Raw genomic sequence first — 24,980 nt, 5'->3', positions numbered from 1 at the left:
CGGCGGTATCGGACGCGCCATCGCTTCTGGTGCCGGAGGCGATGCCTGTGAGGAGAGGAGAGCGGATCGCACGTGGGAGTGAGGATTGCTGGCGCCACCCGCCCGGCGCTACTCGCCGTGGTCTGGGGACTGGTGACCTATGCGGCCTTCCCGCCGGTGGGCCTGTGGTGGGCGGGCCTGGTGGGGGTGGGCGGCCTCGTGCTGCTGACGCGCGGGGCCACGGCGCGCGCGGGGCTCGGGCTCGGCGCGCTCTACGGGGTGGGCCTGCTGACCCCCCTGCTCCACTTCACCGCCGTGGCCATGGGCAACCCCATCGGCTGGGCGGCGCTCACCGCCTTCCAGAGCCTCTACTTCGCGCTCCTGGGCGGGGCGTGGGCGCTGGTGAGCCGCCTGCCCGCCCTCAGCGGCCTGCGCCTGACCGCGCTCGTGGCGCGCGTCGCGGCCTTCGCCGTCCTGTGGGCGGGGGTCGAGGAGCTGCGCTCCTCCTGGCCCCTGGGTGGCTTCCCCTTCGGGCGTCTGGCCTTCGCCATGGCTGATGCCCCCATGCTCCCGGTGGCCGCCTATGGCGGCAGCCTCGGGCTGAGCCTGGTGGCCGCCCTCATCGCCGCCTGCCTGGCCGAGACTGGCGCGGCCCTGCTGCCATCGCTCCTCCGCCTCGGCCCGGGTGGGGGGCGCAGGGGGCTGTGGGCAGGGGCCCGCCGCCTTCCTGGTGCGATTCTGGCCGCGGGGGCCGCAGCGGCGCTCCTCCTGGCGCCCGCCGCCCTTCCCCTGGCCACCGGCGCCCAGGAGGGGACCATCCGTGTGGGCGCCGTCCAGGGCAATGTGGCCAAGAACTTCGAGGACGCCTTCAACCGTGCCCTGGAGGTCACCGGCAACCATGCGAGTGCCACCGAGCAGCTGGCCGCGGACGTGGGCCCCGGCACCCTGGACATGGTCATCTGGCCGGAGAACGCCGCCGATCTCGACCCGCGCTCGCATGCCGCGACCGCCGCCCTGCTCGATCGCTCCGCCCGGGCGGTCGGCGCCCCGGTGCTTGTGGGCGCGGTGCCCGTCGAGGGCCGTGTCCGCTACAACGACATGCTCCTGTGGAGCCCCCAGGAGGGCCCGGGCGCCTACTACCGCAAGCACCGGCCCGTCCCCTTCGCCGAGTACATCCCCGCACGCAGCCTCGTGCGCCGCCTGACCAGCCAGGTCGACCGCATCAGCGTCGACATGGCGGCGGGCACCGGGCCCTCCACGCTCACCGTTCCCGCCGCCACCCAGGGCCGCCAGGTGCCCCTGGCCATGGGCATCTGCTTCGAGGTCGCCTACGACGACTCCCTGCGCGAGGGGGTGCTCCAGGGCGGGCGGGCGATCGTCATCCCCACCAACAACGCCTCCTTCCTGGACTCCGGCGAGGCCGCCCAGCAGCTGGCCCAGGGGCGCGTCCAGGCCGTCGTCCACGGTCGCAGCCTCATCCAGGTCTCCACCGTGGGCTATACCGCGATCATCGCCCCCGACGGCACCGTCGAGCAGGTCACCCGGCCCTACACGCAGGCCTCCCTGGTGGCCGACGTGCCTCTGCGCTCCACCCTGACCCCAGCCGACCGCCTGGGCGCCTGGCCCGGCATCGCGGCTGAGTCGTTAGCCGCGATCCTGGCCCTGGCGAGTATCGTGAACGCGGTGAGGACGGCGCGACGCCGTCCCTGACCGCCCACCGGCAACAGGCCGCGACCACTGAGGACTCGGAGAGAACACGTGCTGGCACTCGTCGTCATTCCCACCTACAACGAGATCGAGAACCTGCCCACCGCCCTGGACCAGGTGCGCCAGCACGCCCCCCAGGCGCATATCCTCGTCGTCGACGACGGCTCTCCCGACGGCACGGGGGACTACGCCGATACTCGGGCGGCTGAGGATGAGCGCATCCACGTCCTGCACCGCACGGAGAAGAACGGCCTGGGGCCGGCCTACCTGGCGGGCTTCTCCTGGGCCCTGGCCGGCGGCTACGAGCTCATCATCGAGATGGATGCCGATGGCTCCCACCGCGCCGAGGACCTGGCACTGCTCATCCAGCGCGCCGAGATGGCCGACGAGCCCGACCTGGTCATCGGCTCGCGCTGGGTCTCGGGCGGGGCCACCGAGGGCTGGGACGCCAGGCGCGTGGCCCTGTCCCGGGCCGGCAACCTCTACATCAACGCCATGCTGGGCATGCGCGTCAAGGACGCCACCGCCGGCTTCCGCGTCTACCGTGCCTCCATCCTGCGGCGCATGGACCTGGGCAGGGTCGAGGCGCTGGGCTACGGGTTCCAGGTCAACATGACCATGCTCGTCGAGGAGGCCGGGGGGCGGATCGTGGAGATGCCCATCGTGTTCAAGGAGCGTGAGGCGGGCCAGTCCAAGCTCTCCGGGGGGATCTTCACCGAGGAGCTGCGCCTGGTGACCCGCTGGGGCCTGCACAGGCGCGGCGGCCAGGCGCTGGAGCTATCCCGACAGGCGGCCGACCGCCTCCAGCGGGCCTGGGGCTCGCGCGGGGGCCGGGGCAGCCGGGGCCGCTGATCGCCCTTTCCCGGGAGGCTGCGACCGGGGCGGATGAGGTCCTGACGCCCTGCTGGTTCGGTGCGGCGCGGGCCGCGGGACTCACGTTCTGCGTCACTTGGCGGAAATGACCTCACTTGGCGGAATGGACGACACCTGCAGGTACCGTCCATTCCGCCAAGTGACGCCTTTGTCGCGAAGTGACGTCCCATCGCATCGAGCCCCACCGCAATCTGCGCCCACCGCGCTGCCTGCTGGCGACCTCCCGGGAGGTACAACGAGTGAGAGCGCGCGGCGCCCCAGCACAGTGCTGGGGCGCCGCGCGCGGTGGCCGCAGGAGGCGAGGCGGGCGCCTACATCCGCTCGCGGTAGATTTCCCCGCTGCGCAGCATCTCCAGGCGCTCGTTGAGCAGCTCCTTGAGCTCATCGACCCCGCGGCGCTCCAGGAGCATGTCCCAGTGGGTGCGGGGGGCCTTCTTGGGCTCCTCCTCCTCGGAGTCCTCCTCCTCACCGCGGCGGGCGGCGATCTGCCCGCACTCGGGGCACTCCCAGGTGGAGGGGACCTCCGCCTCGGTGGACATGGGGATGGTAGTGACGTGGGCGAGCGGGCACTCGTAGGTGATCATCATCCGCTCGGCGAACTCCACGCCCTCCTCGGACTCCATCGACTTCGCGCCGATGGTCATGCCTCGCAGTGCGCGGTCTGCCATGATGCTGCCTTCCTCGTGGCTCGTGTCTCACCGGTGGCCCTCCCTGTGAGGAGCACCCGGAGGGTCAACAGGGGCGGGCCGGGAATTGTTCCCGTGATGCCGGGGCGCCGCCGGGCAGCCCCGGCCCGCGATCATACAGGCATGGTCCTCATGCGCCCAGATTGCCCGCCTGCCCGGCAACGGCGGCATACTTGGCCCCATGGCTAAGCGCATCGGAATCCTGACGGCGGGCGGGGACGCTCCTGGGCTCAACGCGGCGATCCGCGGCTTCGGCAAGGCAGCGATCCAGCAGCACGGCTGGCAGCTCATCGGCTTCCGCGACGGCATGCGGGGCCTGGCGGAGAACCGCTTCACCGAGCTGGACGCCTCGGCGCTCTCGGGCATCCTCACCACCGGGGGCACCATGCTGGGCACCAGTCGGGACAAGGTCCACCGCATGATGGTCGACGGCGAGGTGCGCGACATGGTGCCCACCATCGTGGAGAACTACGAGAAGGACCGGCTCGACGCCCTGGTGTGCCTGGGCGGCGGGGGCACGGCCAAGAACGCCCGGCGGCTCATGGATGCGGGGCTGAGCGTCATCCACCTGCCAAAGACCATCGACAACGACATCGTCCACACCGACTCCTCCTTCGGCTTCGCCACCGCGCTGGAGATCGCCACCGATGCGGTGGACCGCCTCCACTCCACGGCGCACTCCCACCACCGCATCATCCTGGCCGAGATCATGGGCCACCGCGCCGGCTGGCTGGCCCTGGGGGCGGGGATCGCCGGTGGCGCCGACGTCATCCTGCTGCCCGAGATCCCCTACGACGTCGAGGCCATCGCCCAGAAGATCGAGCGCCGCCGCTCCCACGGATCGACCTTCTCGGTCATCGCCGTGGCCGAGGGCGCGCTCAGCGGCCCGGACCGCCAGGAGATCGACCATGCCGAGGCCCTGGTCAAGGACGCCTCCACCCCGCAGGCCAAGGCGGCCGCCAAGCGCGGCGTCAAGCGCCTGGAGGCCTCCCACCGGGCCAACACCTTCACCCTGGCCGAGCAGCTCGAGGAGCGCACGGGCCTGGAGGCGCGGGTGACGATCCTGGGCTACGTCCAGCGCGGCGGCACCCCCAATGCCGCCGACCGCCTGCTGGGCACGCGCCTGGGCGTGGCCGGGGCCGAGGCGATCGCCGAGGGCAGGCACGGGGTGATGGTGGCCGACCGCGGGCACGGCACCGAGCTGGTGCCGCTCAAGCAGGTGGCGGGCAAGGTCAAGTACGTGCCGGAGGACCACGAGTGGATCCGCGCCGCCAGGGCCGTGGGCACCGCCCTGGGGGACTGATCGGCCGCCGCCGATGAGCGCCCGGCTCCCCGTGGGGGAGTACGGCTTTCCCGGTCCGCTGCGCGACCGCCTTGTCGCGGCGATCCTCGCGGGGCGCAAGCGCACGACGACGGCGCTGCTGGCGGAGTTCGAGGCGGGCGGGGAGGCGCTGCCGGCGCCGGGCGACCGGGAGCTCGTCGTCGATTCCGAGGGCGGGCCCGTGTGCGTCACCGAGGTCACCGGTGTTCGGCTCCTCCCATTGGGGGAGGTGGGCCTGGAGCACGCCGTCGGCGAGGGGGAGGGTCATGAGTCCGTGGCGCAGTGGCGCGCCGGCCATGAGCGCTTCTGGCGCAGCGCCGAGTACGCCGCATGGTTCCGCTCCCTGGGAGCGCCGCCCCCTGCTGTGGATGAGGGCACGATCGTGGTCTGCGTACGATTCGAGGTCATCGGCCCGGCGCCGGGCCGTGAGCTCAGAACAGGGGGATGAGGTCTCGCAGGCTGGCGACCACCAGGGTGCCGTCGGCAGCGCCGTCGAGGGTGAGAATCGTGCCGGGGGAGACCAGGAGTGCTGGGGCCATGGCGGCCCGGGAGGCGGCGACGGCGTCGATGGACCGGTCCCCGACGCACAGGATCTCGGCGGGATCCAGGCCGTGGCGCCGGGCCAGCAGGAGGTTCATGGCGGGGGAGGGCTTGCGCTCAACGCCGTCGGGGGCGCAGACCATGTCGTCGGGATCCAGGCCGTGGATGGTCACGAGCATGGTGGCGCTCTCGCGGTCGCGGTGGGTGGCCACGAGGTTGAGCCCGCCGCGCTCCCACACTCGCGCCATGAGCTCGCGCGCACCGTCCATCACCGGTGCGGGCCGGGTGCGCCACTGGGCCTTGAGATCCTCGTGGGCCTGTTCCAGCGCTTCGCGTGGCACGCCCCGCAGGGTGGAGAGCTCCTCGATGGCGTGGGCGATCGAGATGCGTGTCAGGGCGCTGGTCTGGCGCAGGTGGGCGGGGGCGAGATCGCCGTAGGCCGCCCGGCACAGTGCCCGGACCACGCCGGGGTAGGTGTCGATGAGGGTGCCGCCCATATCCCAGATAATGTGCCTCATGTCACTAGTATCTCTGGCGCTCCGCCATTCGTCAGGCGTCTCGATGGGGGATCGGTGGGGCACTTTGCGTCTCGGCTCAGGCCAGCGGCCGGCTCATGAGGGTGAGGTCGAGGATCTGCCCGAGCTTCTCGCCGGCCTGCGGGATGGTCCCGACGAGGGTGAAGCCGTGGCGCTCGTGCAGGTGGATCGAGGCGGTGTTGCCCGCCTCGATGGCGGCGATCATGGTCCGGTCGCCGGCGGCGCGCGAGGCATCGATGAGTACTGCCAGGAGCCTGCCGCCCACGCCCTGGCCCTGGGCGGTGGGGGCGAGGTAGATGGAGTCCTCCACGGTGCGGGCGTAGCCCTCGTAGTCGCGCCACGGCGAGGCCACCGCGAAGCCGACGATCCCGCCCCTGCCCTGGCCGCCCGCCTCTGCGATGGCTACGAGGGCCGTGCCCCGCTCCACCATGGGGGCGAGCCAGGCGCGGGCCTGGTCGGGGGAGTGCTCCTGCCCAGTCCACAGGGCCAGGGACTCGCGCACGGCGGTGTTGCGGATGGCCCGGATGCCGGGCGCATCGGCGAGTCTCGCGGGCCGGATGGTGATCATGGCGCCAGTATCCACCTGGAGCAACCCGGAGTGGCACCTGCTGAACACCGAGAGACGGAGCCGCACTGGCGCCGACAACCACAATGATGCTAGCATTGATATCAGTATCGAGTTTCAAGAGTGGGAGCAGGTGACGATCGATGGCGGCAGTGGCAGTAAGAAATCTAGACGATCAGACCCATGCGCGCCTTAAAGAAATGGCGGCGCGCCACGGTCACTCACTCGAAGCTGAGATTCGCAGAATTCTGGATAAGGCTGCCGGCCTTCCGGATGAGAATATCGGCATGGCCTTCTACCGGTTTGCCCAAGAGCATGGTGGATTCGAACTGGATATTCCGGAGCGAGAATTCGAAGATCCCGACGAATCGTTGTTCGCATGATCATTCTCGACACCAACGTCATCTCGGAATTAGCGAAGGCGACCCCTGACTCAAATGTCTACTCCTGGCTGAAGAGTTGCGCGCCGGGAGAGGTCGGTCTCACCGCAATCTCCATGCAGGAGTTGTGGGTTGGCGTCCTATTGCTCCCGGATGGGCGCCACCGACAGGACCTCATAGAGTTCATCACATATGTGGAGGAGGTCTACTCGACCGTTCTCTGCCCCTTCACCCTCGACGCTGCGAAAATGACGGCAAGAGTCCTCGCCAGGCGCCGAGTTATCGGGCGCCCCATCTCCATCGCAGACGCGCAGATCGCTGGAACCTGCCTTTCGGGGGGTCACATCTTGGCGACTCGCAACGTCAGAGATTTTGCAGGCGTCGCAGGTCTGCAGGTCCTAGACCCTTTCGTGATCGAACCCCGCCCGATCGATGCAGCGGCGCAGACCCAGTTCCACAGCCGCAATGGCAGCGCCGACGCATAGGACTGGTGCCGATGCGAACGGCCCGGGCACCCACGGCCCAGGGGTCAGCCGGCCAGGTAGGCCGCCAGGTGCTGGCCGGTCAGGGTGGCGCGCTGAGCCACGAGCTCGGCGGGCGTGCCGGTGAAGACCACGCGGCCGCCGTCGTGACCGGCGCCCGGGCCCAGGTCGATGATCCAATCGGCGTGGGCCATGACCGCCTGGTGGTGCTCGATGACCACGACGGTGCGCCCGCCCTCCACCAGCCGGTCCAGCAGCGCCAGCATCGCCTCGACGTCGGCCAGGTGAAGCCCCACCGTGGGCTCATCCAGGACGATGACCTCACCGTCCTCACCCAGGTGGACGGCGAGCTTGAGGCGCTGGCGCTCCCCGCCCGAGAGCGTGGTGAGGTCCTGACCGAGCCTGACATAGCCCAGGCCGGCATCCACCAGGCGGTCGAGGATCCGCAGCGCCGCAGGCAGGCGGGCCTGGCCCGTGGAGAAGAGCACCCGGGCCTCCTGGACACTGAGGTCCAGCACATCGGCGATCGAGAGCCCCTCCAGGGTGAAGGCCAGCGCCTCCTCATTGAAGCGGCGCCCCGCGCAGGCCTCGCAGCGCGACTCCACCGTCTCCATGAAGCCCAACTGGGTCTCGATGACCCCGGTCCCACCGCAGACGGGGCACGCGCCCTCGGAGTTGGCCGAGAAGTGGGCGGGCTTGGCACCGGCCTCCTTGTTGGCCTTGGCGAAGGCCTTGCGGATCGGCTCCAGCAGGCCCGTGTAGGTGGCCGGGTTGGAGCGGCGCGAGCCCCTGATGGGGGACTGGTCGATGGTCACCACGCCGTCCATGGGGGAGAGGTGGCCGTGGATGAGGCTGGACTTGCCCGAGCCGGCCACGCCCGTGACCACCGTGAGCACGCCCCGCGGGATATCGACGTCGACGCTGGCCAGGTTGTGGGTCGAGGCCCCGCGGATCGCGATATGGCCGGTGGGGGAGCGCAGCTCCTCCTTCAGCGCGGTGCGGTCGGCCAGATGGCGGCCGGTGACGGTATCCGCCTGCCGCAGCTCCTCCACGGCGCCCTCGAAGCAGACCCGCCCGCCGTCGGCCCCGGCACCGGGCCCCAGTTCCACCACATGGTCGGCGATCGCGATCGTCTCGGGCTTGTGCTCGACGACGAGCACCGTGTTGCCCTTGTCCCGCAGGGCCACCAGCAGCTCGTTCATCTGGTGGATGTCGTGGGGGTGCAGGCCGATACTGGGCTCATCGAAGACGTAGGTGACGTCGGTCAGGGCCGAGCCCAGGTGACGCACGAGCTTGGTGCGCTGGGCCTCCCCGCCCGAGAGTGTGGAGGAGGCGCGGTCCAGGGATAGGTAGCCCAGGCCGATGCCCACGAAGGCCTCCAGGTGCTCGCGCAGGGAGGTGAGCAGGGGAGCGGCGCCCACCAGGCCCTCGGGCTGATCCGCCGTCGTCGATCCCGACCGCCCCAGCGCGGCGGACTCCAGCTCAACGACCCAGGCCGCCAGATCGGTGATCTGCATGGCGCAGGCATCGGCGATGGAGCGCCCATCAATGAGGCAGGTCCGGGCATGCTCGGCCAGGCGGGTCCCCTCGCACTCGGGGCAGGCGCCGAAGACGACGGCCCGCTCCACGAAGGCCCGCACATGCGGCTGGAGAGACTGGGGCTCCTTGGACAGCATGGATTTGCGGATCTTGGGCACCAGGCCCTCATAGGTGATGTTCACGCCCCCGATCCGAATCTTCGTGGGCTCCTTGTACAGGAAGTCATCGAGCTGCTTGGGGGTGAAGCCGCGGATCGGCTTGTCGGCGGGGAAGAGGCCGGACTCGGTGAAGCCGCGCACCGACCAGCCGCCGGCGGTGTAGCCGGGCACGGTGATGGCCCCCTCCAGCAGGGACAGGCTCTCGTCGTAGAGCTGGGTGAGGTCGATGTCGGAGACCTGGCCCAGGCCCTCGCACCGGGGGCACATGCCGCCCACGACCGTGAACCTCTTGCGGGAGACGATCCTGCGCCCGCCCCGCTGGGTCGTCAGCGCCCCGCCGCCGGTGACCGAGGGGACGTTGAAGGCGAAGGCCTGGGGTGAGCCGATGCGCGGCGTGCCCAGGCGCGAGTAGAGAACCCGCAGCATGGGGCCGATGTCACTGACCGTGCCCAGGGTCGAGCGCGGATTGGAGGCCATGGGCTCCTGGTCCACGATGATCGCCGGCGTCAGGCCCTCGAGGCGGTCGACGTCGGGGCGGCTGGTCGAAGGCATGAAGCCCTGGAGGAAGGCCGAGTAGGTCTCGTTGATGAGGCGGCGCGACTCGGCCGCAATGGTGGAGAACACCAGCGAGGACTTGCCCGAGCCCGACACCCCGGTGAAGACGGTCAGGCGCCGCTTGGGGATGACGACGTCCACGCCGGCCAGGTTGTTCTCCCTGGCTCCCACCACCCGGATGGAGTCGTGGTTATCGGCTGCCGGGGTACTCATAGTGGTCACCGAGCGATCATGCCTGACGCCGGGGCCGCACCGCATGTGGCGCGCCGCGGGTCTACCATCCGGATGAGATCAACTGCACGATACCATTATCGTATCATCTGCGATAGTATAAACTGCGTGGCGATGACGCTTCGACTGACCGAGGACGACGAGCGCGCCCTGGCGTTCCCCGCGGAGGCGCAGGGGAGCAGCCGTCCGGAGGCCACGGTGCGAGTTGTTCGTGAGGCGGCGGAACGCCGCGACCACGAGAGTGCGGTTAACGCGTCGTCCGCACGCATTCGCGCCCGCTATGCCGAACTCCTGGATCAACTGGAAAATGACAGATTTCCTCTCGCTCGAGGATCTACTGACCCTGGCCGACGACCTGCGCGTGGGGCCGATACGGGACGTCGGACTCCTGGCCGCAGCAGCATATCGACCGGCGAGTCAGTTGTGGGGCAGTGGGGTCTATCCGGGCCTTGAGGACAAGGCGTCAGCCCTGCTCGAAGCATTGTTTCGCAACCAATCGTTGGTCGATGGGAACAAGCGCCTCGGATGGCCAGCAGCGTTCGTCTTCCTTGACATTGACGACTGGCGGATCGATGCTCCGGATAATGAGGCCCACGATCTCATCGTCGCCGTGGCAGCGGGGGAGTGCAACATCGGGCAGACCGCTGCATCACCGCGGAAGTGGCGCAGGCTAGCATAGCCCCGTGGCCACAAGAATGCCATCAGTGAATAAATAACAACTCACAGTCAATGGAGGTTGAAGGTGTCAGCACCGGCGGGATGGTACGACGATGGGACTGGTACCCAAAGGTGGTGGGACGGTCAGAACTGGACCCAGCACATGTCCGCACAGGCGCGGACCGGCGAGACAATGCCCGCCCGAAAGGAGCAGACCATATTCAATAGGGTTGAATCCTCCGTAAAGAAGGTCGTCTCCGAAAGAAGAGCACAGAAAGAGGAGGAACGGAAAAAACAGGCGGAGCTCAAGGCTGCAGCCGGCAACCTAATTGCAAGCGGACTCTTCGGCAACTCGACCATCGAGGTCTACCGAGGAGGGTATGTCAGGATATTTGATGGAGAGCGTGCACAGCCAACACTCGGGAAGGCAGAAAAGCCAACTCCCTACGAGAAGCTCTACTACATCAGTTTCATCTCCGGCACCCCAGAGTCGTCTAGCGGGGCGTCGAGCATCGCAGGAGGCGCTGTTATTCAAATGGCCGGATCCCTGGTGACCAAAGGCCTGAAGGCCTCGGTTCCCGGCATGGCCATCGCGGGTGCATCTCACATCGCCAAGCAGATGAGCGGGAAATCAACGCTCACCATATCAACCGACACCGGGACTCGCACACTCACCAATCAAGTCGATAACGGTCTCGGCATCAAGGTCGTCAGGAGAGAGCAAGAAAGTGTAGGGCGCGCCCTCGAGAGCGCCGGAAACTCAGTTATTTCCCTCAATTCCGAAGAACGGAGACGTTTGCATCCGATAGAAGCCTCGAGCCCGATGAACGCATCCAACAACATGGTCGTCAGCACCACAACCCCATCCTTCTCCGATAGAATGCGGGAGCTCTCTCAGCTTCATGCAGAAGGAGTGCTGGATGATGCAGAATTCGCTACCGCAAAGGCAAGGCTCCTAGAGACACTTTGAGTTCCAGATCGACTCGCACGCACTCCGGGATCGACACCATGCTCAGGACCTTCTGGAGCGCCTGGAGCTCGGCCACCGGGCCAACAACCCGGCGCAGCCGTGGCGCGCACCGCCGGCTTCATCCATGAGGGTGTGGAGCGCAGCAAGTTCCTCATCGACGGCCAGAGCGCATAGCGCATCGACGTCCTGACCTACGGCCGCCTGCGCTCGGACCCGCCGCCAGCACCCCGCACATAGACGGGCCGCATCGCGGCGGGCGACACGACGGACCCTGGCGAAGACGGTCGAGCCACCGGGAGCACGGCACACCGCACCTCACCGCAATCCGATAATGTACATTATGTCATTCTCGGGGTGATCAGGGATTTCCCGCGCCTCCCCGCGCCCATCCCCTGGGCACCGCTGGGCACCGTGGACCGCCGTGTATGTCCACCAGTGGCGGTGCTCCCGGTGGCATTCCAGTGACACCCCACGACACGGACCGCCGGCGTCTACCCGAGGAGGAACCGCTCTATGTTCCTGGCACTGCGCGAGATCCGGCATGAGCCGATGCGCTTCGGGCTCATCATCGCCGTCATCGCGCTCGTGGCCTACCTGACGTTCTTCCTGGCCGCCCTGGCCTCGGGCCTCGCGCAGTCCTACCGCGCCGCCGTCGACGGCTGGGGCGCGGGCAGCATCGTCCTGACCGACGCCTCCAACGAGAGCATCTCCGCCTCAAGGCTCACCCCCGAGCAGCTCGCTGCCGCCCAGGAGCTGGCTGAGGGGGCCGGGACCGCAGCCGATCCCCTGATCTCGGTGGCGGCTGTGGCACAGGCCTCCGACCTGCGCGATGAGGCGGGCGATCCCCTGCGCGTCGATGTCTTCGCCTTCGGCATCGACCCTGCCGGCGCCCTGGCCCCCACCGTGACCTCGGGCTCGCCGATCTCCGACCCCACGCGCGAGATCCTGGTCGACGACAGCCTCACCGCAGAGGGCTTAGCCGTCGGCGACGCGGTGACCCTGCTGGGATCGGACCATGAGTGGCACATCGCCGGGTTCACTCACGACACCAGCTTCCAGGCGGCGCCCGTCATCACCATCGACGACCAGGCGCTGGGGTGCCACGGGCCCGATAGCCTCTCCCCCGCAGTCTCCGCCGTCGTCCTGGGCGCCGACCTGTCCGAGAACGGGAGCGCCGCCGACGCCGCCTCCCGGGCCGACCTGCAGATCCTCAGCACCGAGGAGCTCATCCGGACCCTGCCCGGATACTCCGCCCAGGTCCTCACCTTCAGCCTCATGATCGGCTCACTCATCCTCATCGCCTCGCTCGTGCTGGGGATCTTCCTCTACGTGCTCACTCTTCACAAGCGGCCGATCCTGGGCATCCTCAAGGCACGGGGCGTGCCCACCGGCTACCTCATCCACGCAGGCGGCGCCCAGACCACGATCCTGGCCGCCACCGGCGTCGCCGTGGGCCTCCTGGCCACCGCCGCAACCGCCCTGGTCCTGCCCGCCTCCGTCCCCTTCAGGTTCTCCCCCGTGCTGAACGCCGGCATCTGCGCCGCCTTCATCGTGGTCTCGATTATCGGCGGCCTCATCTCGGTGCGCATGGTCGCGCGCATCGACCCCGCCGAGGCGATCGCATGAGCCCCGCCACGGCACTTGCCCTGAGCGGGGTCTCCAAGGACTACGAGGTGGGCGGGGAGACGATCCATGCCCTGCGCAGCACTGATCTGGAGCTCGCCGCCGGCCGGCTCGTGGGGATCCTCGGCCCCTCGGGCTCGGGCAAGTCGACCCTGCTGACCATCATGGGCGGCCTGCGCACCCCCTCCACGGGAACGGTCACCATCGGTGGCGAGCCCTTCTCCGAGCTGCCGGAGCGGGCGCGGGCGCGCCTGCGCCGCACCCGCCTGGGCTTCGTGCTGCAGGCCTCCGGGCTCGTGCCCTTCCTGACCCTGCTGGACCAGTTCGCGCTCCACGACAGGGTAGCCAGGCGCCGGGGAGATCGGGCCCGCCGCGACCACCTCATCGATGCCCTGGACCTGGGCCACCGCACGCGCTCCTACCCGGAGGGCCTGTCCGGTGGCGAGCGCCAGCGCGCCGCCATCGCAGTGGCCCTCTACCATGACCCGGACATCATCCTCGCCGATGAGCCGACAGCCTCCCTGGACAGCGCCCGGGCCCAGGAGGTGGCCCGCCTGCTGGCCGAGCAGACCCATGAGCAGGGCAAGGCCACGGTCATGGTCACCCACGACGAGCGGCTCCTACCGGTGTGCGACACGGTCCTGGTCATGCACGACGGCGTCCTCAGCGCATCGGCCCACCCGCACCACTGAGCCGCATCACCCATCCGTACCACCCCACCCCGTAGCACCGGCACCGCCGCAGAGGCGTTTCCACCTGCGGAACACCCCTGGTACTGGACGACCGCGGGCTAGGGTGAGGCCATGTCCACTGCTCCCCAGTCCACCGCCTTCCCGGTCGCGGTCTTCCTCGGGGACTCCGTCACCACCGGGTGGCAGTCGATCTCCCACCCGCGCCAGCGCTGGGCCTCCCTGGTCTGCGAGCACAATCGCTGGCGGGAGGTCAACCTCGCGGTGGACGGGCTGGGCCACTTCGCCCGCCGGGGCGGCCGCCTGCCAGGAGGCGGCCGAGCCCCCTCCTGCCGGGACACCGCCTGGCTCGAGGCGGTCCTGCGCGCCGAGCCCGATCTGGTCACGGTGAGCCTGGGCCTCAACGACGCCGCCTTCCTGCCCTCCCAGAGCGAGCTGGTCGACCAGGCCATCGCCCACGACCTGGACTTCCTGTCCAGCAGGATCACCGGCGCACAGGTGATCATCGCCCCCTACTTCCCCACCATCAGCATAGGCCCCCGGTTCCAGGCCGTGCGGCGCATGATCCACGAGCACGCCACCGCCATGGCACTGGCCTCCACCGACGCCCTCATCAGGGCCATCGACGGCGATGCGGACAAGCTCGCCATCGATGCCATCCACCCCAACGACCGGGGGCATGCGGCCATGGCCCGCAGTATGCTCCCGGTGTATGCCGAGCTCCTCCCCCAGGCCTGACAAAGGGTGCATTCATGCAGGTCAGTTGGGTATTGAGCCCTACCGGGCCTATGCTTCGGGGGACACGATCAGCCACTCCGAGGAGTTCTCATGCCCGTACCGCATGAACCCACCCTGGTCGACGTGGCCAGAGCCGCCGGAGTCTCCGTGACCACGGTCTCCCGTGTCCTCAACGACCGCGGCTACCTGTCTCAGGAGACCCGACGTCGGGTGGCGCAGGCCATCGCCGAGCTCAACTACCGGCCCAACCAGGTCGCCCGCGCCCTCCACGGCAAGTCCACCCAGTCCATCGGCCTCATCGTCCCCACCGTCGGCCTGCCCTTCTTCGGCGAGCTGGTCGAGCATGTCGAGGATGCCCTGGCCGAGCACGGCTACCGCATCCTGGTGTGCAATTCCATGGGCAAGGCGGAGCGGGAGCGCGACTACCTCGACCTGCTGGTCTCCCACCGGGTCGATGGCATCATCTCCGGCGCCCACAATGAGAACATCTCGGAGTACTCCACGGTGCACCTGCCCCTGGTGACGGTCGACCGCGACCTGTCCCCCACCATCCCCAATGTCCGCTGCGACAACGAGAAGGGCGGACGCCTGGCCACCCAGCACCTGCTGGACCGCGGTGCGCGCCACCCGGCGCTCCTGACCTCGCGGGCCGGGACCCACAACCTGCGCGAGGCGGGCTATCGCACCGTCCTGGCCGAGGCCAGGATCGAGCCCGTCATCCTCACCGTCGACTTCCACACCCCCGAGCACCTGCGCCCCAAGCTCATCGCCGAGCGACTCAACACGATGGCCCCATCCGTGGACTCGGTCTTCGCCACCGACGACCTGTCCGCCGCCTCGGTCCTGGAGTGGGCGCTGGCCCGCGGCCTGGACGTTCCTGAGGACTTCAAGGTCATCGGCTTCGATGGGACGGCGGCGCTCCACCGCGCGCTGCCGGGGCTGAGCACGATCCGCCAGCCGATCCAGGAGCTGGCGCACGACGCCGTCGCGATCCTGCTCGAGCAGATCGACGCCGGAGCCGCCAGGCAGGCGGCAAGCAGCGCCACCAATCCCCCACCCCTGGGCATCGAGCTCATCGAGGGCCGCACCACCTGATCGCGCCCGGGCTCTGCCCGCCTCATCACAGCACCGACTCTCATCACGGTATTGGGCCGGCGCCCTCCTCGGGTGCCGGCCCAATACCGTGTACGAGCACTGCTCACACAGTGCTGTCCTGGGGCTCAGCCGGGGCCGGGCTGTCCTCAGTGCCCTCAGTGCTGCGCACGACGGCGTAGAGCGCGTCGCCGCGGTGGATGGTGCCCGCCCCCCGCTCCTCGATGCCCTCGTAGGCGGCGGCATTGGAGACCACGATGGGGGTGACGGTCTGGTATCCCGCGGCACCCACGGCCGCCCAGTCGACCTCCACCAGCGGCATCCCGCGCAGGACCTTGTCCCCCGCCTTGACCTTGGGGGTGAAGTGCCTGCCGTCGAGCTCGACGGTGTCCATGCCCACGTGGATGAGCAGCTCGACACCGCTGGCTGCGCGCAGCCCGTAGGCGTGACCTGTGGGGAAGGCCACCAGGACCTCGCCGTCGATCGGTGAGACCACCGGGCCCTCGGAGGGCACCACGGCCATGCCCGGGCCGAGCATCCCGGAGGAGAAGGTCTGGTCCTCCACCTCCGACAGGGCGATGGCCCGCCCCTGGATCGGGGAGGTGATGGTGAAGTCCTGGGCCGCCTCGGCGGGCAGCTCGACGGCCTCGGCGTGCTCGACCATGGCCTCGGCCTCCAGCGCGGCCTCGTCGGCGTCGTCGGCCTCACCGCCGGCCAGGGAGGCACGGCCCTTGGCCGAGCGGGCGTAGGCGAAGCAGGCGCTGAAGGCGATGAGGAAGGTCACCAGCTCCAGGATGAGGTAGGTGGGGATGTCCTTGGGGACGATGGAGACGAATCCGACCAGGCCGGCAGCGCCCAGGGCCTGGGAGTGGACGTCGAGCAGGGCCACGAGGGCACCGCCGATGGAGGCCGCCCCCATGCCGATGAAGAAGGGCCAGCGCAGGCGCAGGTTGACACCGAAGATGGCCGGCTCGGTGATGCCGAAGACCGCCGAGGCGCCACCGGCGCCGGCCAGCGCCTTCATCTTGGTGTCACGGGTGTTGAAGAAGATCGCCAGGGCCACCGCGCCCTGGGCCACGTTGGCCATGGAGGCGATGGGGAAGATGAAGGAGCCCGGGCCGCCATTGCGCATCTGGTCGATCAGTGGGAGCTCGACGGCGGGGAAGGACTGGTGCAGGCCCGTGACCACGATCGGGGAGTAGACCAGGCCGAACAGCGCCCCACCGACCGGGCCGAGCGTGTTGTAGGTCCAGGCCAGGCCCTCAGTGATCCAGTTGGACAGCTCGCGGGTGATCGGGCCGACGACGACGAAGGTGAGGAAGCCCGTGAGCAGGAGGGTGATGAGCGGGCTGAGCAGGAAGTCGGTGGTGCCCGAGAGCTTCTTGTGCAGCCACTTCTCAATGGCCGACATGATCCAGGCCACGCAGATGACCGGGATGACCATGGCCTGGTACCCGATCTTGTCGACGCTCAGGCCGAACAGGTGCCAGACCTCGATCGTGCCCTCCGCCATCGCCTGCTGGATGTTGTAGGCATTGGTCAGCTCGGTGGAGACCATGGCCGCGCCCATGGCGGCGCCGAGGTAGACATTGCCTCCGAAGCGCTTGGCGGCGGAGAAGCCGACGAGCACCGGCAGGAAGGCGAAGGCCGCCGAGGAGATGAGGTTGATGAGGTTGGCGTAGTCCGTCAGCCAGGTCCACCGGGCCACCAGCGCCTGGTCCCCGAAGAGCCCCTCGGCGGTCAGGACGTTGTTGATCGCCATCATCAGACCGCCGGCGATGAGGGCCGGCAGGATCGGCACGAAGATGTCGGCGATGACCTTGATGAAGCGGGAGACGGGGTTGCCGCTCTTGGCGGCGACCTGCTTGGCCTCGTCCTTGGAGACCTCCTTGACCCCACCGGTGCTGATCATCTCGGCGAAGACGTGGTCCACGTCCCCGGGGCCGACGATGATCTGGAACATGCCACCGGCAAGGAAGGTTCCCTTGAGGTCAGGGTCCTTGTCGAGGGCCTTCTGGTCGACCTTGTCCAGGTCGCCCAGGACGAGGCGCAGGCGGGTCGCGCAGTGCGCCGCCGCATTGATGTTGTCGGCACCGCCGACGTAGGTCAGGACATCTTTCGCCACGCGGGCGTGATCCATAGCCACCCGGGGATCCTTTCTCCGTGATGCGGCCGCATGTGTTGGGAGGCTTGGGAAAGCCCGAGGTCGAGATCGTCAGTGACTCCCGGCGACCGCATCTATGTCAATCGATAGTCACACTACCGCCGCCACTGCCGACCCGCAACCGCTACGGGCATCTTCTCGAACGATGACACGGACGTGCCGGTCAGGGTCGGCCGGGCGCCGGACGGCACGGCCCGCCTCAGGAGCGCACGAGCGCCGCGCCGTCGACGAGCCGGAGCCGGTCGCCGGCCCGACCGGCTGGCCCGCCGCGCTCCCCCACCAGCACCGCGGCCCCGGCCGACTCATCGACGAAGCTGCGCAGGGTGAAGGCCACATCGCCGTCCCCGACGAAGATCTCAGTGATGGAGCGGTCGTGCAGGATCTCCAGACGCGGGGCGCAGCCCGGCGGGAGGGTGACGGTGCGCTGAGCACCGTGCCGGGTGTAGCGCGAGGTCGCGCGGCACACATGCAGGTGGGAGCCGTCCAGGGTGATATCGACGTGGCACTGCGATGATCCGATGCGCACACCCCAGGATCCCTCAGCGCCCGACTCGGCCTGGAGCATCAGCTGCCAGCTGCGCTCCCCCTCCAGCTCGGCGATCGGGTGCTCCCCGGGCTCCAGGGGCGCATCCACCAGGGCCGGTCGAGCGGCATCCGCGGGCAGGACCAGGGCGGGGCGCTGGATGAGCCGCCCGCCGCGCAGGCTGAGCCGGCGTGGGACGGTCAGGGCATGGACCCAGCCCCCACTGCCGCCGTCGGGCTCGATGGAGGGCTGGTCGTCCTGGGAGGCGTTGCCCGCCCAGCCGGTGAGCAGCACCGGCCCGGGCTGGCTGGGGCGGCGGGCGAAGACCTGCGGGGCGTAGAACTCGAAGCCCCTGTCGACCTCGTAGAACTCGCCGCGGCACTCGCGCAGCTCGGTGCCCACCAGGTGCCCCAGGGTGTAGACGCAGGGGAAGATGTTCTCAAAGCCCTCGCGCTGAGGGGCGATGCCCTGCGGGCACCAGATGAGCACATCCCACGGCTCGCCGGTCTCCTCGTCCTCCAGCCGCACGAGCCCGGGGCACTCCCACATGTAGCCGAAGGCGTCGAAGGCACCCTCGGCCTGGGGGAAGGACAGCTCGCCCTCCAACTGCCATGACAGCAGGTCGGTGGAGCGGTAGAGGACGGCGGCCCCGGTCTCGTCCTGGCGCTGGACCCCCACCGCCATGAGGTAGTGCCCCGGCCGCTGCGGGTCGCGGAAGACCTGGGGGTCGCGGTAGTGGGCGGTGTACCCCGGGGCGTGGGTGGGGATGAGCGGGTTGCCGGGCCACTTCTCGAAGCTGCTCAGGTCGGCGCTGGTGACCAGGCACTGGCTGGCGGTGCGCTCCCCGGTGCGCTCGTCCTTGAGGTTGCCGGTGTAGAACAACTGGTAGGGCGCCACCGCCGGGGCGCCGTCGAGCTCATCGGCCTCCAGCACGACGGCATTGCCGGAGTAGGCCCCGGAGGCGTCGTAGGCCGAGTCCGGGATGATCGCCGGGGGGTGGTGCTCCCAGTGGGCCAGGTCCGTGGAGCTGGCATGCCCCCAGTAGACGAGCTTGCGCCCGGGGTGGAAGGGGCTGAACTGGTAGAAGACGTGGTAGGTGCTCCCATCGACCAGCAGGCCGTTGGGGTCGTTGAGGCGCCCCACGGGAGGCACGGCGTGGAAACGGGGATAGTCGGGGTCATCGGCCGCCCGTGAGGAGGCGATCGCGTCGAGGGCCAGGGCTTTGAGATCCTCAGTCACAAGCGGAGAGTAGCAGTCGCCTGCTCAGTGGACCCCGGGTTTGGGCCCCGCCGGCCTCAGTGGAAGTAGGGGATGATGAGCCACAGGCCGTACAGGACGATGAGCCCCGCCAGCAGGAGGAAGAAGCCCGCGGCGACCTCCGCGGCGTGCAGCCCCTTGACCTCGTGGGTGATGCGCTTGATGTGCACCTCGTCGAGCATGCGCGCCGCCAGGGAGGTGATGGCGATGATGAAGGCGGTGCCCATGACAGTGACCGCCGTCACTAGGCCCAGGGAGGTCCAGTCGATGCTCATGCCACGCTCTCCTTGCTGTGCTCGGCCGGTGCCGCCATCGTGGCCGCTGCATCCATGTCCTGCGCGCCCATCTCGGCGCCCGGCTCCAGCTCGTTGCGCTTGAGGACGACGACCTCATTGGAGTCATTGACATTGGAGAAGTCCACGCGGTGCTGGTTGGCCTGCCTGATGATGGCCAGTGCGCCGACGATGAGCATGACGATGACCAGGATCGTTCCGGCCACGCCGCCGCGCACGGCGATGAAGGAGGTCAGGGCGCCCACCAGGCCCGCACAGGGCAGGGTGATGAGCCAGGCGACCCCCATCTTGCCCGCGGTGCTCCATGAGACCTTCGTCCCCCGCCCGATGCCCGAGCCCAGGATCGAGCCGGTGCAGATATGCGTGGTGGACAGGGCGAAGCCCAGGTGGGAGGAGGCCAGGATCGCCACGGTGGAGGAGGTCTCGGCGGCGAAGCCCTGCGGGGAGTCGATGTGGACCAGGCCCTTGCCCATGGTGCGCATGATGCGCCAGCCCCCGGAGTAGGTGCCCAGGCCGATGGCCAGGCCGGCCGCGCCGACGACCCACCAGTGCGGGTTGGTGCCCGCCTCCTGATAGCCGCCCGCCACGAGGGCCAGGGTGATGACGCCCATGGTCTTCTGCCCGTCGGAGGTCCCGTGGGCCAGGGCCACCATGGAGGCGGAGATGCGCTGGCCGTTGCGGAAGATGGACTGGGAGTAGCGGTCGGAGGGCCGGGCGATCCGGTAGGACAGCACGGTGGCCACCGCCGCCGCCAGACCCGCCACGCAGGGGGCGATGAAGGCGGGCAGGATGATCTTGGAGACCACCGTGCCCCAGTGGACCCCCTCGACCCCGGCGGCCACCACCACCGCGCCGATGAGCCCGCCGAAGAGCGCATGGGACGAGGAGGAGGGCAGGCCGAAGAGCCAGGTGACCAGATTCCACAGGATGGCCCCCGCCAGGCCGGCGAAGATCATCGCTGGAGCGGCCTGGACGAGGGTGTCATCGAACATGCCGTGGGAGATCGTCTTGGCGACCTCGGTGGACAGGCAGGCGCCGATGACGTTGAGGATCGCGGCCACCAGGACCGCACGCCGGGGTGTGAAGGCGCCGGTCGCCACGGAGGTGGCCATGGCATTGGCCGAGTCGTGGAAACCGTTGGTGAAGTCGAAGACCAGAGCCGTCACAACGACGACGATCACGATGAAGAGAATGGTACTCATGCCGTTCCCGTTGGGAGTGTGGGTGACCGGCCCCCGAGGGAGGCAGGGCGGCCCGGGCCGTGTGATCGCGACCCGACGACATTGTTACCAGCCCGGAGCCGCCATGGCGAATGGGCTCCAAGATGTCACTGACCGGTCACCCGCCGGACACCTTTCGGTCGCCCCCAGGTCACCTGGCCCCCGTCTCGCGCCCCGGGCGAGCCCGGGAGGTGCGCAGTGCACTGCACCGGGCAGCAGCCGAGCCACGCCTGAGCCGCAGCCGAATCACACGGTGAGGATTCAGGCAGTCCGAACGCCTGACAAGGGCCGCGATCCGCGCGATAGGGTCGGCCCATGGCAGCCGATGACAGCGGAACCCTCCTCAGCAGCACGCGCGATACAGACACCGACACCGATCTGGGCATCGACCTGGGGACGACCCGCACCGTCGTGGCCAGGGCCGATCGCGGCAACTACCCGGTCCTGGGCTTCACCGATGAGCACGGTGACGACCACGACTTCCTCCCCTCCCTGACGGCCCTGCATGAGGGGGTCCTCGTCCACGGCTTCGAGGCCCGCCGGGCCGCGCGCCAGGGGGCTCCCCTGCTGCGCAGCCTCAAGCGGCTGCTGGCATCCCCCACGATCACCGCCTCCACGCCGGTGTCCCTGGGCGAGCAGACCTTCAGCGTCCTGGAGATCCTCACCGACTTCCTGCGCCACCTGCGCACCCGCTTGGAGGAGGCGCAGGTCGATGTCTCGCGCAGCCGCGTGGTGGTGGCCGTGCCTGCTCACGCCTACGGCGCCCAGCGCCTGCTGACCCTGGAGGCCTTCAAGGCCGCGGGATTCCATGTGGCCGCCATGCTCAACGAGCCCAGTGCCGCGGGCTTCGAGTACACCCACCGCAAGGCCACCACGGTCTCCTCGCGGCGCACCCGGGTCCTGGTCTACGACCTGGGCGGGGGCACCTTCGACACCTCCCTGGTCGTTGTCGTGGGCACCTCCCACGAGGTCATCGCCTCCCACGGCCTGGGCGATCTGGGCGGCGACGACGTCGACCTGCTGGCGGCCTCGATGGTGCTCCAGCGCGCGGGCATCGCCGAGGAGGATCTGGAGGCCGCCGAGCTCGACGAGCTGCTGGAGCAGTGCCGCGACGCCAAGGAGCGGCTGACCCCCCAGAGCCGCCGCCTGGTGGTGGTCCTGCGCGGGCAGGACATCATCCTGCCGGTCGCCGACCTGTACGAGGCCTGCACCCCGCTGGTGGAGCGATCCTTGACCACGATGGCACCCCTGGTGGGGCGGCTCGAGGACGGCACCCCGGACCTCACCGAGATCGCGGGGGTCTACCTGGTGGGCGGCGCCTCGGGCCTGCCACTGGTCCCCCGCCTGCTGCGCGAGCGCTTCGGGCGCCGGGTGCACCGCTCCCCCTACCCGGGCGCCTCGACCGCCATCGGCCTGGCGATCGCCGCGGACCGCACCGCCGCCTACGACCTGACCGACAGGCTCTCGCGCGGCTTCGGCGTCTTCCGCGAGGCCGACGCCGGTGAGCGCCTGGTCTTCGACGCGATCCTGAGCCCCGACTCCATCCAGGCCTCACCCGACGGCCGTGAGGGCACAGTGCTGACACGCGAGTACGAGGCCGCCCACAACGTGGCCTGGTTCCGCTATGTGGAGTGCGCGGGGGTCGACCAGTGCGGTGAGCCGCGCGGCGAGCTGGCCCCCTACCAGGACATCGTCTTCCCCCTGGAGACGCACCTGCGCGAGGTGGAGGACCTCGACCAGGTGGTGGTGGAGCGGCGCGACCGGGGCCCGCGCATCCGGGAGCACTACCGCATCGATGAGACCGGCCTGGTACGCGTGACGATCACGGACCTCACCGACGGCTACACCCGCCAGTACGTCCTGGGCCACCGCACCGCCTGACCGCCACGGTGCCGCCTCGCCCCCGCATAGGACGCGATGGCATGGGAAGGGGCCGGGCAGCATGTGATGCCGCCCGGCCCCTTCCCGTGCCATCGTGGGCCTGCCCAGCCCACCTGCGATCGCTCAGCCCACCTGCTGGCGCTTGGCGGCGCGGCGCTTGGCCAGCTCGTCCTCGACCACGGGGGCGACGGCGTGGTCCACGGGAAGCTCGGCCAGGGAGCCCTCCACCTCGTGCCAGACGCGGCCCACGGCGATGCCGAAGACGCCCTGCCCGCCGGCGACCAGGTCGATGACCTCGTCGGGCGAGGTGCACTCGTACACCGAGGCGCCATCGCTCATGAGGGTGATGGAGGCGAGGTCCTCCACTCCGCGCGCGTGCAGTGCGGCCACGGCGGTGCGGATCTGCTGCAGGGAGACGCCGGTGTCCAGGAGGCGCTTGACGATCTTGAGCACCAGGATGTCCCGGAAGGAGTAGAGGCGCTGGGATCCGGAGCCGCGGGCCCCGCGGATGGAGGGCTCCACCAGGCCGGTGCGAGCCCAGTAGTCGAGCTGGCGGTAGGTGATGCCCGCGGCGCGGCAGGCCACCGGGCCGCGGTAGCCGGAGTCGGCGTCGAGCTGCGGGAGCGGGTCACCGAACAGCATGCCCTGGACGCGCTGGGGCGCCGCAGCGGCACTGGCTTCTTTCACGCTCACTGGCCTGCTCCTGTCGGGGTCGGGAACGTCGCGGCTCCTGCGCGACTGACGCGGTGGTGGTCCGTGCTCGACGACCACGCCCCCACGATAGGACCAGATGCCCCCGCACTCAACGAATGGCACGCTGCGGTCGGGCAACGAAACGTCGATGAACCTCAAGATGAGGTTGAGGCCCCGTGCGGCATGCTGCTCTTTTCCTGCAATGACGCCGATCGACTCACGCCACCCCACCAGATCCTCATGAGGTATGTCACAACAGTTGTCACAGGAGTCTCATGCGTCCCGCGTGTCGCAGGTCGGTCGTCGGGTGCGCCGGCATGTCGGCAGGGCGTCAGCAGACCACGCACGACTGGCCTCCCCCGCTCACCGGCCGCTGGGAATCAGCGTGGCGGCCGCGGCGGGCGCCGTCAGTCCAGGGCCTCGACGGCGCGGTGCAGCAGAGCGGAGTGGAGCTCCGCCACGAGCTCGGCCAGGGCTCGGGCCGAGTCCTCGCCCGCGCTGCGCGAGCGCGAGCGCTTGGGCGCCACGGCCTGGTCGATGGCGTCGGCCTCGCGCTCGGCCGCTGCGCGCACGGCGCGCAGGTTGCGCATGGGCACTCCCCGCCGGCTGACCTCCAGGGCCAGGCGGGCGGTGCGGACACTGTGCGCGCAGTAGCGGCCGCGGGCGTCGGGGCTGATGAGCCCGATGGCGACCATCTCCTCGATCTGCGCCTCAGTGGCCCCGCAGTGGGCCGTCAGCGACTCCAGGTCCATGAGGCCGCTCTCGACAATGCGCCCGTCGCGGGCCACGACGCGGGCGACCGGTGCCGGCGCGGGGGCCTGCTCATCGGCGTCGAGCTGTGCCAGGCGCTGGCGGATGACGCTCAGCGGCAGATAGTCGTCGCGCTGGGCCGACAGGGCGTAGCGCAGGCGCTCCAGGTCGGCCTGGGAGTAGCGGCGGTAGCCGTTGCCCACCCGGTGGGGGGAGATGAGGCCCTCCCCCTCGAGGTAGCGGACCTTGGAGATCGACAGGGCGGGGAACTCCGCCTTGAGCGCGTCGACCACCTGGCCGATCTTCATCTTCGGCTCACGGGAGATGCCGCGCGGCCAGGAGCCTGAGGCGCTGGACTCGGCCGTCTGCGCAGGGGCGGGAGCCGCGGCACGCCTCATGCGTGCGGAGGCCGCACTCACTGGGCCGCAGTCTCCCGCTGGGGGGCCGGGTGGTAGGTCATCCGGTACTTGCCGATCTGCACCTCATCACCCGGGCGCAGCGCCACCTGCTCCACCCGCGTGCGGTTGACGTAGGTGCCGTTGAGGGAGCCGGAGTCCCGCACCCCATAACCGCCCTCGGGCAGTGCGGAGAAGACCGCGTGCTTGCGCGAGACGGTGACATCATCCAGGAAGATGTCCGCCCTGGGGTGGCGGCCCACGGTGGTCTCCGCGGCATCCAGGAGGAACCGGGCACCGGTGGTGGGACCGTGGTGCACCAGCAGCAGCGCGGTGCCCGCGGGAAGAGCGGATATGGCCGCTGCGTCCTGCTGATTGAGTCCGACGATCGGCGCGGAGCCCGACATGCTGGCGTCGACAGCCCCGAAAGTCTGCGTGGAGGAGGGATCCTGTTCGATCGGCCTGCTCGACATTCCTGCCCCT

24 protein-coding genes and 1 pseudogene are annotated in these 24,980 nt (G+C 69.5%); 14 read left to right on the top strand and 11 right to left on the bottom strand.

Annotated features, from left to right (window positions below):
• The first annotated feature begins 78 nt into the window (after window positions 1-78).
• Together lnt and MANAM107_RS12670 are read left to right on the top strand one after the other, a co-directional pair.
• Window positions 79-1,689: an apolipoprotein N-acyltransferase gene (lnt, locus tag MANAM107_RS12675; RefSeq protein ID WP_373314055.1), complete on the top strand. Its 1,611-nt coding sequence runs from the start codon at window positions 79-81 to the stop codon at window positions 1,687-1,689.
• Between the two features lie 48 nt (window positions 1,690-1,737).
• Complete coding sequence (locus MANAM107_RS12670; protein WP_223909367.1) at window positions 1,738-2,538, top strand: polyprenol monophosphomannose synthase; 801 nt, start codon at window positions 1,738-1,740, stop codon at window positions 2,536-2,538.
• 332 nt (window positions 2,539-2,870) lie between these two features.
• Here MANAM107_RS12670 and MANAM107_RS12665 read toward each other — a convergent pair whose 3' ends face one another.
• Window positions 2,871-3,227 carry an RNA polymerase-binding protein RbpA gene (locus tag MANAM107_RS12665; RefSeq protein ID WP_179901284.1) on the bottom strand — a complete coding sequence of 119 codons (357 nt, stop codon included), beginning with the start codon at window positions 3,225-3,227 and terminating at the stop codon, window positions 2,871-2,873.
• A gap of 199 nt (window positions 3,228-3,426) precedes the next feature.
• Here MANAM107_RS12665 and MANAM107_RS12660 point away from each other — a divergent pair, with 199 nt between their 5' ends.
• Together MANAM107_RS12660 and MANAM107_RS12655 are read left to right on the top strand one after the other, a co-directional pair.
• Window positions 3,427-4,548: a 6-phosphofructokinase gene (locus MANAM107_RS12660; RefSeq protein WP_223909364.1), complete on the top strand. Its 1,122-nt coding sequence runs from the start codon at window positions 3,427-3,429 to the stop codon at window positions 4,546-4,548.
• A 13-nt stretch (window positions 4,549-4,561) separates the two neighbouring features.
• Window positions 4,562-5,014, top strand: a complete 453-nt coding sequence (locus MANAM107_RS12655) for an ASCH domain-containing protein (protein WP_223909362.1) — start codon at window positions 4,562-4,564, stop codon at window positions 5,012-5,014.
• Here the strand turns inward: MANAM107_RS12655 and MANAM107_RS12650 are convergent.
• Together MANAM107_RS12650 and MANAM107_RS12645 are read right to left on the bottom strand one after the other, a co-directional pair.
• On the bottom strand, window positions 4,998-5,624 hold the full coding sequence (locus MANAM107_RS12650) for an HAD family hydrolase (RefSeq protein ID WP_223909359.1): 627 nt from the start codon (window positions 5,622-5,624) through the stop codon (window positions 4,998-5,000). The two genes, MANAM107_RS12655 and MANAM107_RS12650, sit on opposite strands and share 17 nt — an antisense overlap.
• Before the next feature lie 76 nt (window positions 5,625-5,700).
• A complete protein-coding gene (locus MANAM107_RS12645; protein WP_223909357.1) occupies window positions 5,701-6,210 on the bottom strand; it encodes a GNAT family N-acetyltransferase in 510 nt (169 codons plus the stop codon).
• A 140-nt stretch (window positions 6,211-6,350) separates the two neighbouring features.
• Here MANAM107_RS12645 and MANAM107_RS12640 point away from each other — a divergent pair, with 140 nt between their 5' ends.
• Together MANAM107_RS12640 and MANAM107_RS12635 are read left to right on the top strand one after the other, a co-directional pair.
• Entirely contained in the window at window positions 6,351-6,590 is a 240-nt protein-coding gene (locus MANAM107_RS12640) for a FitA-like ribbon-helix-helix domain-containing protein (RefSeq protein WP_179901279.1), read from the top strand.
• The gene (locus tag MANAM107_RS12635; protein ID WP_223909354.1) at window positions 6,587-7,072 is read left to right on the top strand and encodes a type II toxin-antitoxin system VapC family toxin; all 486 of its coding nucleotides are present in this window, start codon (window positions 6,587-6,589) and stop codon (window positions 7,070-7,072) included. Before MANAM107_RS12640 ends, MANAM107_RS12635 begins: the two co-directional genes overlap by 4 nt.
• Before the next feature lie 44 nt (window positions 7,073-7,116).
• Here MANAM107_RS12635 and MANAM107_RS12630 read toward each other — a convergent pair whose 3' ends face one another.
• Complete coding sequence (locus MANAM107_RS12630) at window positions 7,117-9,534, bottom strand: ATP-binding cassette domain-containing protein (protein ID WP_223913192.1); 2,418 nt, start codon at window positions 9,532-9,534, stop codon at window positions 7,117-7,119.
• A 325-nt stretch (window positions 9,535-9,859) separates the two neighbouring features.
• Here MANAM107_RS12630 and MANAM107_RS12625 point away from each other — a divergent pair, with 325 nt between their 5' ends.
• From MANAM107_RS12625 to MANAM107_RS12600, 7 genes and pseudogenes are all read left to right on the top strand, one after another.
• Window positions 9,860-10,231 (top strand): type II toxin-antitoxin system death-on-curing family toxin, encoded by a 372-nt coding sequence (locus MANAM107_RS12625; protein ID WP_223909352.1) that lies wholly within the window; start codon window positions 9,860-9,862, stop codon window positions 10,229-10,231.
• Between the two features lie 63 nt (window positions 10,232-10,294).
• Window positions 10,295-10,351: pseudogene (locus MANAM107_RS13315) on the top strand (hypothetical protein); the annotation flags it as partial.
• A 21-nt stretch (window positions 10,352-10,372) separates the two neighbouring features.
• On the top strand, window positions 10,373-11,179 hold the full coding sequence (locus MANAM107_RS12620; RefSeq protein WP_263421904.1) for an SHOCT domain-containing protein: 807 nt from the start codon (window positions 10,373-10,375) through the stop codon (window positions 11,177-11,179).
• A 513-nt stretch (window positions 11,180-11,692) separates the two neighbouring features.
• Window positions 11,693-12,805, top strand: coding sequence for an ABC transporter permease family protein (locus tag MANAM107_RS12615; RefSeq protein ID WP_223909343.1), 1,113 nt, complete (start codon window positions 11,693-11,695; stop codon window positions 12,803-12,805).
• Window positions 12,802-13,494, top strand: a complete 693-nt coding sequence (locus tag MANAM107_RS12610; RefSeq protein WP_223909340.1) for an ABC transporter ATP-binding protein — start codon at window positions 12,802-12,804, stop codon at window positions 13,492-13,494. Before MANAM107_RS12615 ends, MANAM107_RS12610 begins: the two co-directional genes overlap by 4 nt.
• A gap of 111 nt (window positions 13,495-13,605) precedes the next feature.
• Window positions 13,606-14,229, top strand: a complete 624-nt coding sequence (locus MANAM107_RS12605; RefSeq protein ID WP_223909337.1) for an SGNH/GDSL hydrolase family protein — start codon at window positions 13,606-13,608, stop codon at window positions 14,227-14,229.
• Between the two features lie 90 nt (window positions 14,230-14,319).
• Window positions 14,320-15,324 (top strand): LacI family DNA-binding transcriptional regulator, encoded by a 1,005-nt coding sequence (locus MANAM107_RS12600; RefSeq protein ID WP_223909334.1) that lies wholly within the window; start codon window positions 14,320-14,322, stop codon window positions 15,322-15,324.
• A 103-nt stretch (window positions 15,325-15,427) separates the two neighbouring features.
• On the opposite strand, the gene MANAM107_RS12595 is transcribed toward MANAM107_RS12600, so the two are convergent.
• From MANAM107_RS12595 to MANAM107_RS12580, 4 genes are all read right to left on the bottom strand, one after another.
• The gene (locus tag MANAM107_RS12595; RefSeq protein WP_223913190.1) at window positions 15,428-17,461 is read right to left on the bottom strand and encodes a sucrose-specific PTS transporter subunit IIBC; all 2,034 of its coding nucleotides are present in this window, start codon (window positions 17,459-17,461) and stop codon (window positions 15,428-15,430) included.
• Between the two features lie 223 nt (window positions 17,462-17,684).
• A complete protein-coding gene (locus tag MANAM107_RS12590) occupies window positions 17,685-19,247 on the bottom strand; it encodes a glycoside hydrolase family 32 protein (protein WP_223909331.1) in 1,563 nt (520 codons plus the stop codon).
• 56 nt (window positions 19,248-19,303) lie between these two features.
• Complete coding sequence (locus tag MANAM107_RS12585) at window positions 19,304-19,540, bottom strand: hypothetical protein (RefSeq protein WP_223909328.1); 237 nt, start codon at window positions 19,538-19,540, stop codon at window positions 19,304-19,306.
• Window positions 19,537-20,760 (bottom strand): inorganic phosphate transporter, encoded by a 1,224-nt coding sequence (locus tag MANAM107_RS12580; protein ID WP_223909324.1) that lies wholly within the window; start codon window positions 20,758-20,760, stop codon window positions 19,537-19,539. The genes MANAM107_RS12585 and MANAM107_RS12580 overlap by 4 nt, the downstream gene beginning before the upstream one ends.
• A 333-nt stretch (window positions 20,761-21,093) precedes the next feature.
• Here MANAM107_RS12580 and MANAM107_RS12575 point away from each other — a divergent pair, with 333 nt between their 5' ends.
• Window positions 21,094-22,659 carry an Hsp70 family protein gene (locus tag MANAM107_RS12575; protein ID WP_223909317.1) on the top strand — a complete coding sequence of 522 codons (1,566 nt, stop codon included), beginning with the start codon at window positions 21,094-21,096 and terminating at the stop codon, window positions 22,657-22,659.
• 123 nt (window positions 22,660-22,782) lie between these two features.
• Here the strand turns inward: MANAM107_RS12575 and MANAM107_RS12570 are convergent, their stop codons facing one another.
• From MANAM107_RS12570 to MANAM107_RS12560, 3 genes are all read right to left on the bottom strand, one after another.
• Window positions 22,783-23,301, bottom strand: coding sequence for a MerR family transcriptional regulator (locus MANAM107_RS12570; protein WP_179899975.1), 519 nt, complete (start codon window positions 23,299-23,301; stop codon window positions 22,783-22,785).
• Between the two features lie 458 nt (window positions 23,302-23,759).
• On the bottom strand, window positions 23,760-24,521 hold the full coding sequence (ftsR, locus tag MANAM107_RS12565; protein ID WP_373314054.1) for a transcriptional regulator FtsR: 762 nt from the start codon (window positions 24,519-24,521) through the stop codon (window positions 23,760-23,762).
• Entirely contained in the window at window positions 24,518-24,970 is a 453-nt protein-coding gene (locus MANAM107_RS12560) for an FHA domain-containing protein (RefSeq protein WP_223909314.1), read from the bottom strand. Before MANAM107_RS12560 ends, ftsR begins: the two co-directional genes overlap by 4 nt.
• Window positions 24,971-24,980: the final 10 nt, after the last annotated feature.

This window comes from Actinomyces capricornis (assembly GCF_019974135.1).
Lineage (GTDB): Bacteria > Actinomycetota > Actinomycetes > Actinomycetales > Actinomycetaceae > Actinomyces > Actinomyces capricornis.
The sequence above is the reverse complement of the archived record's forward strand: the minus strand, read 5'-3'. Positions and strand labels throughout refer to the sequence as shown.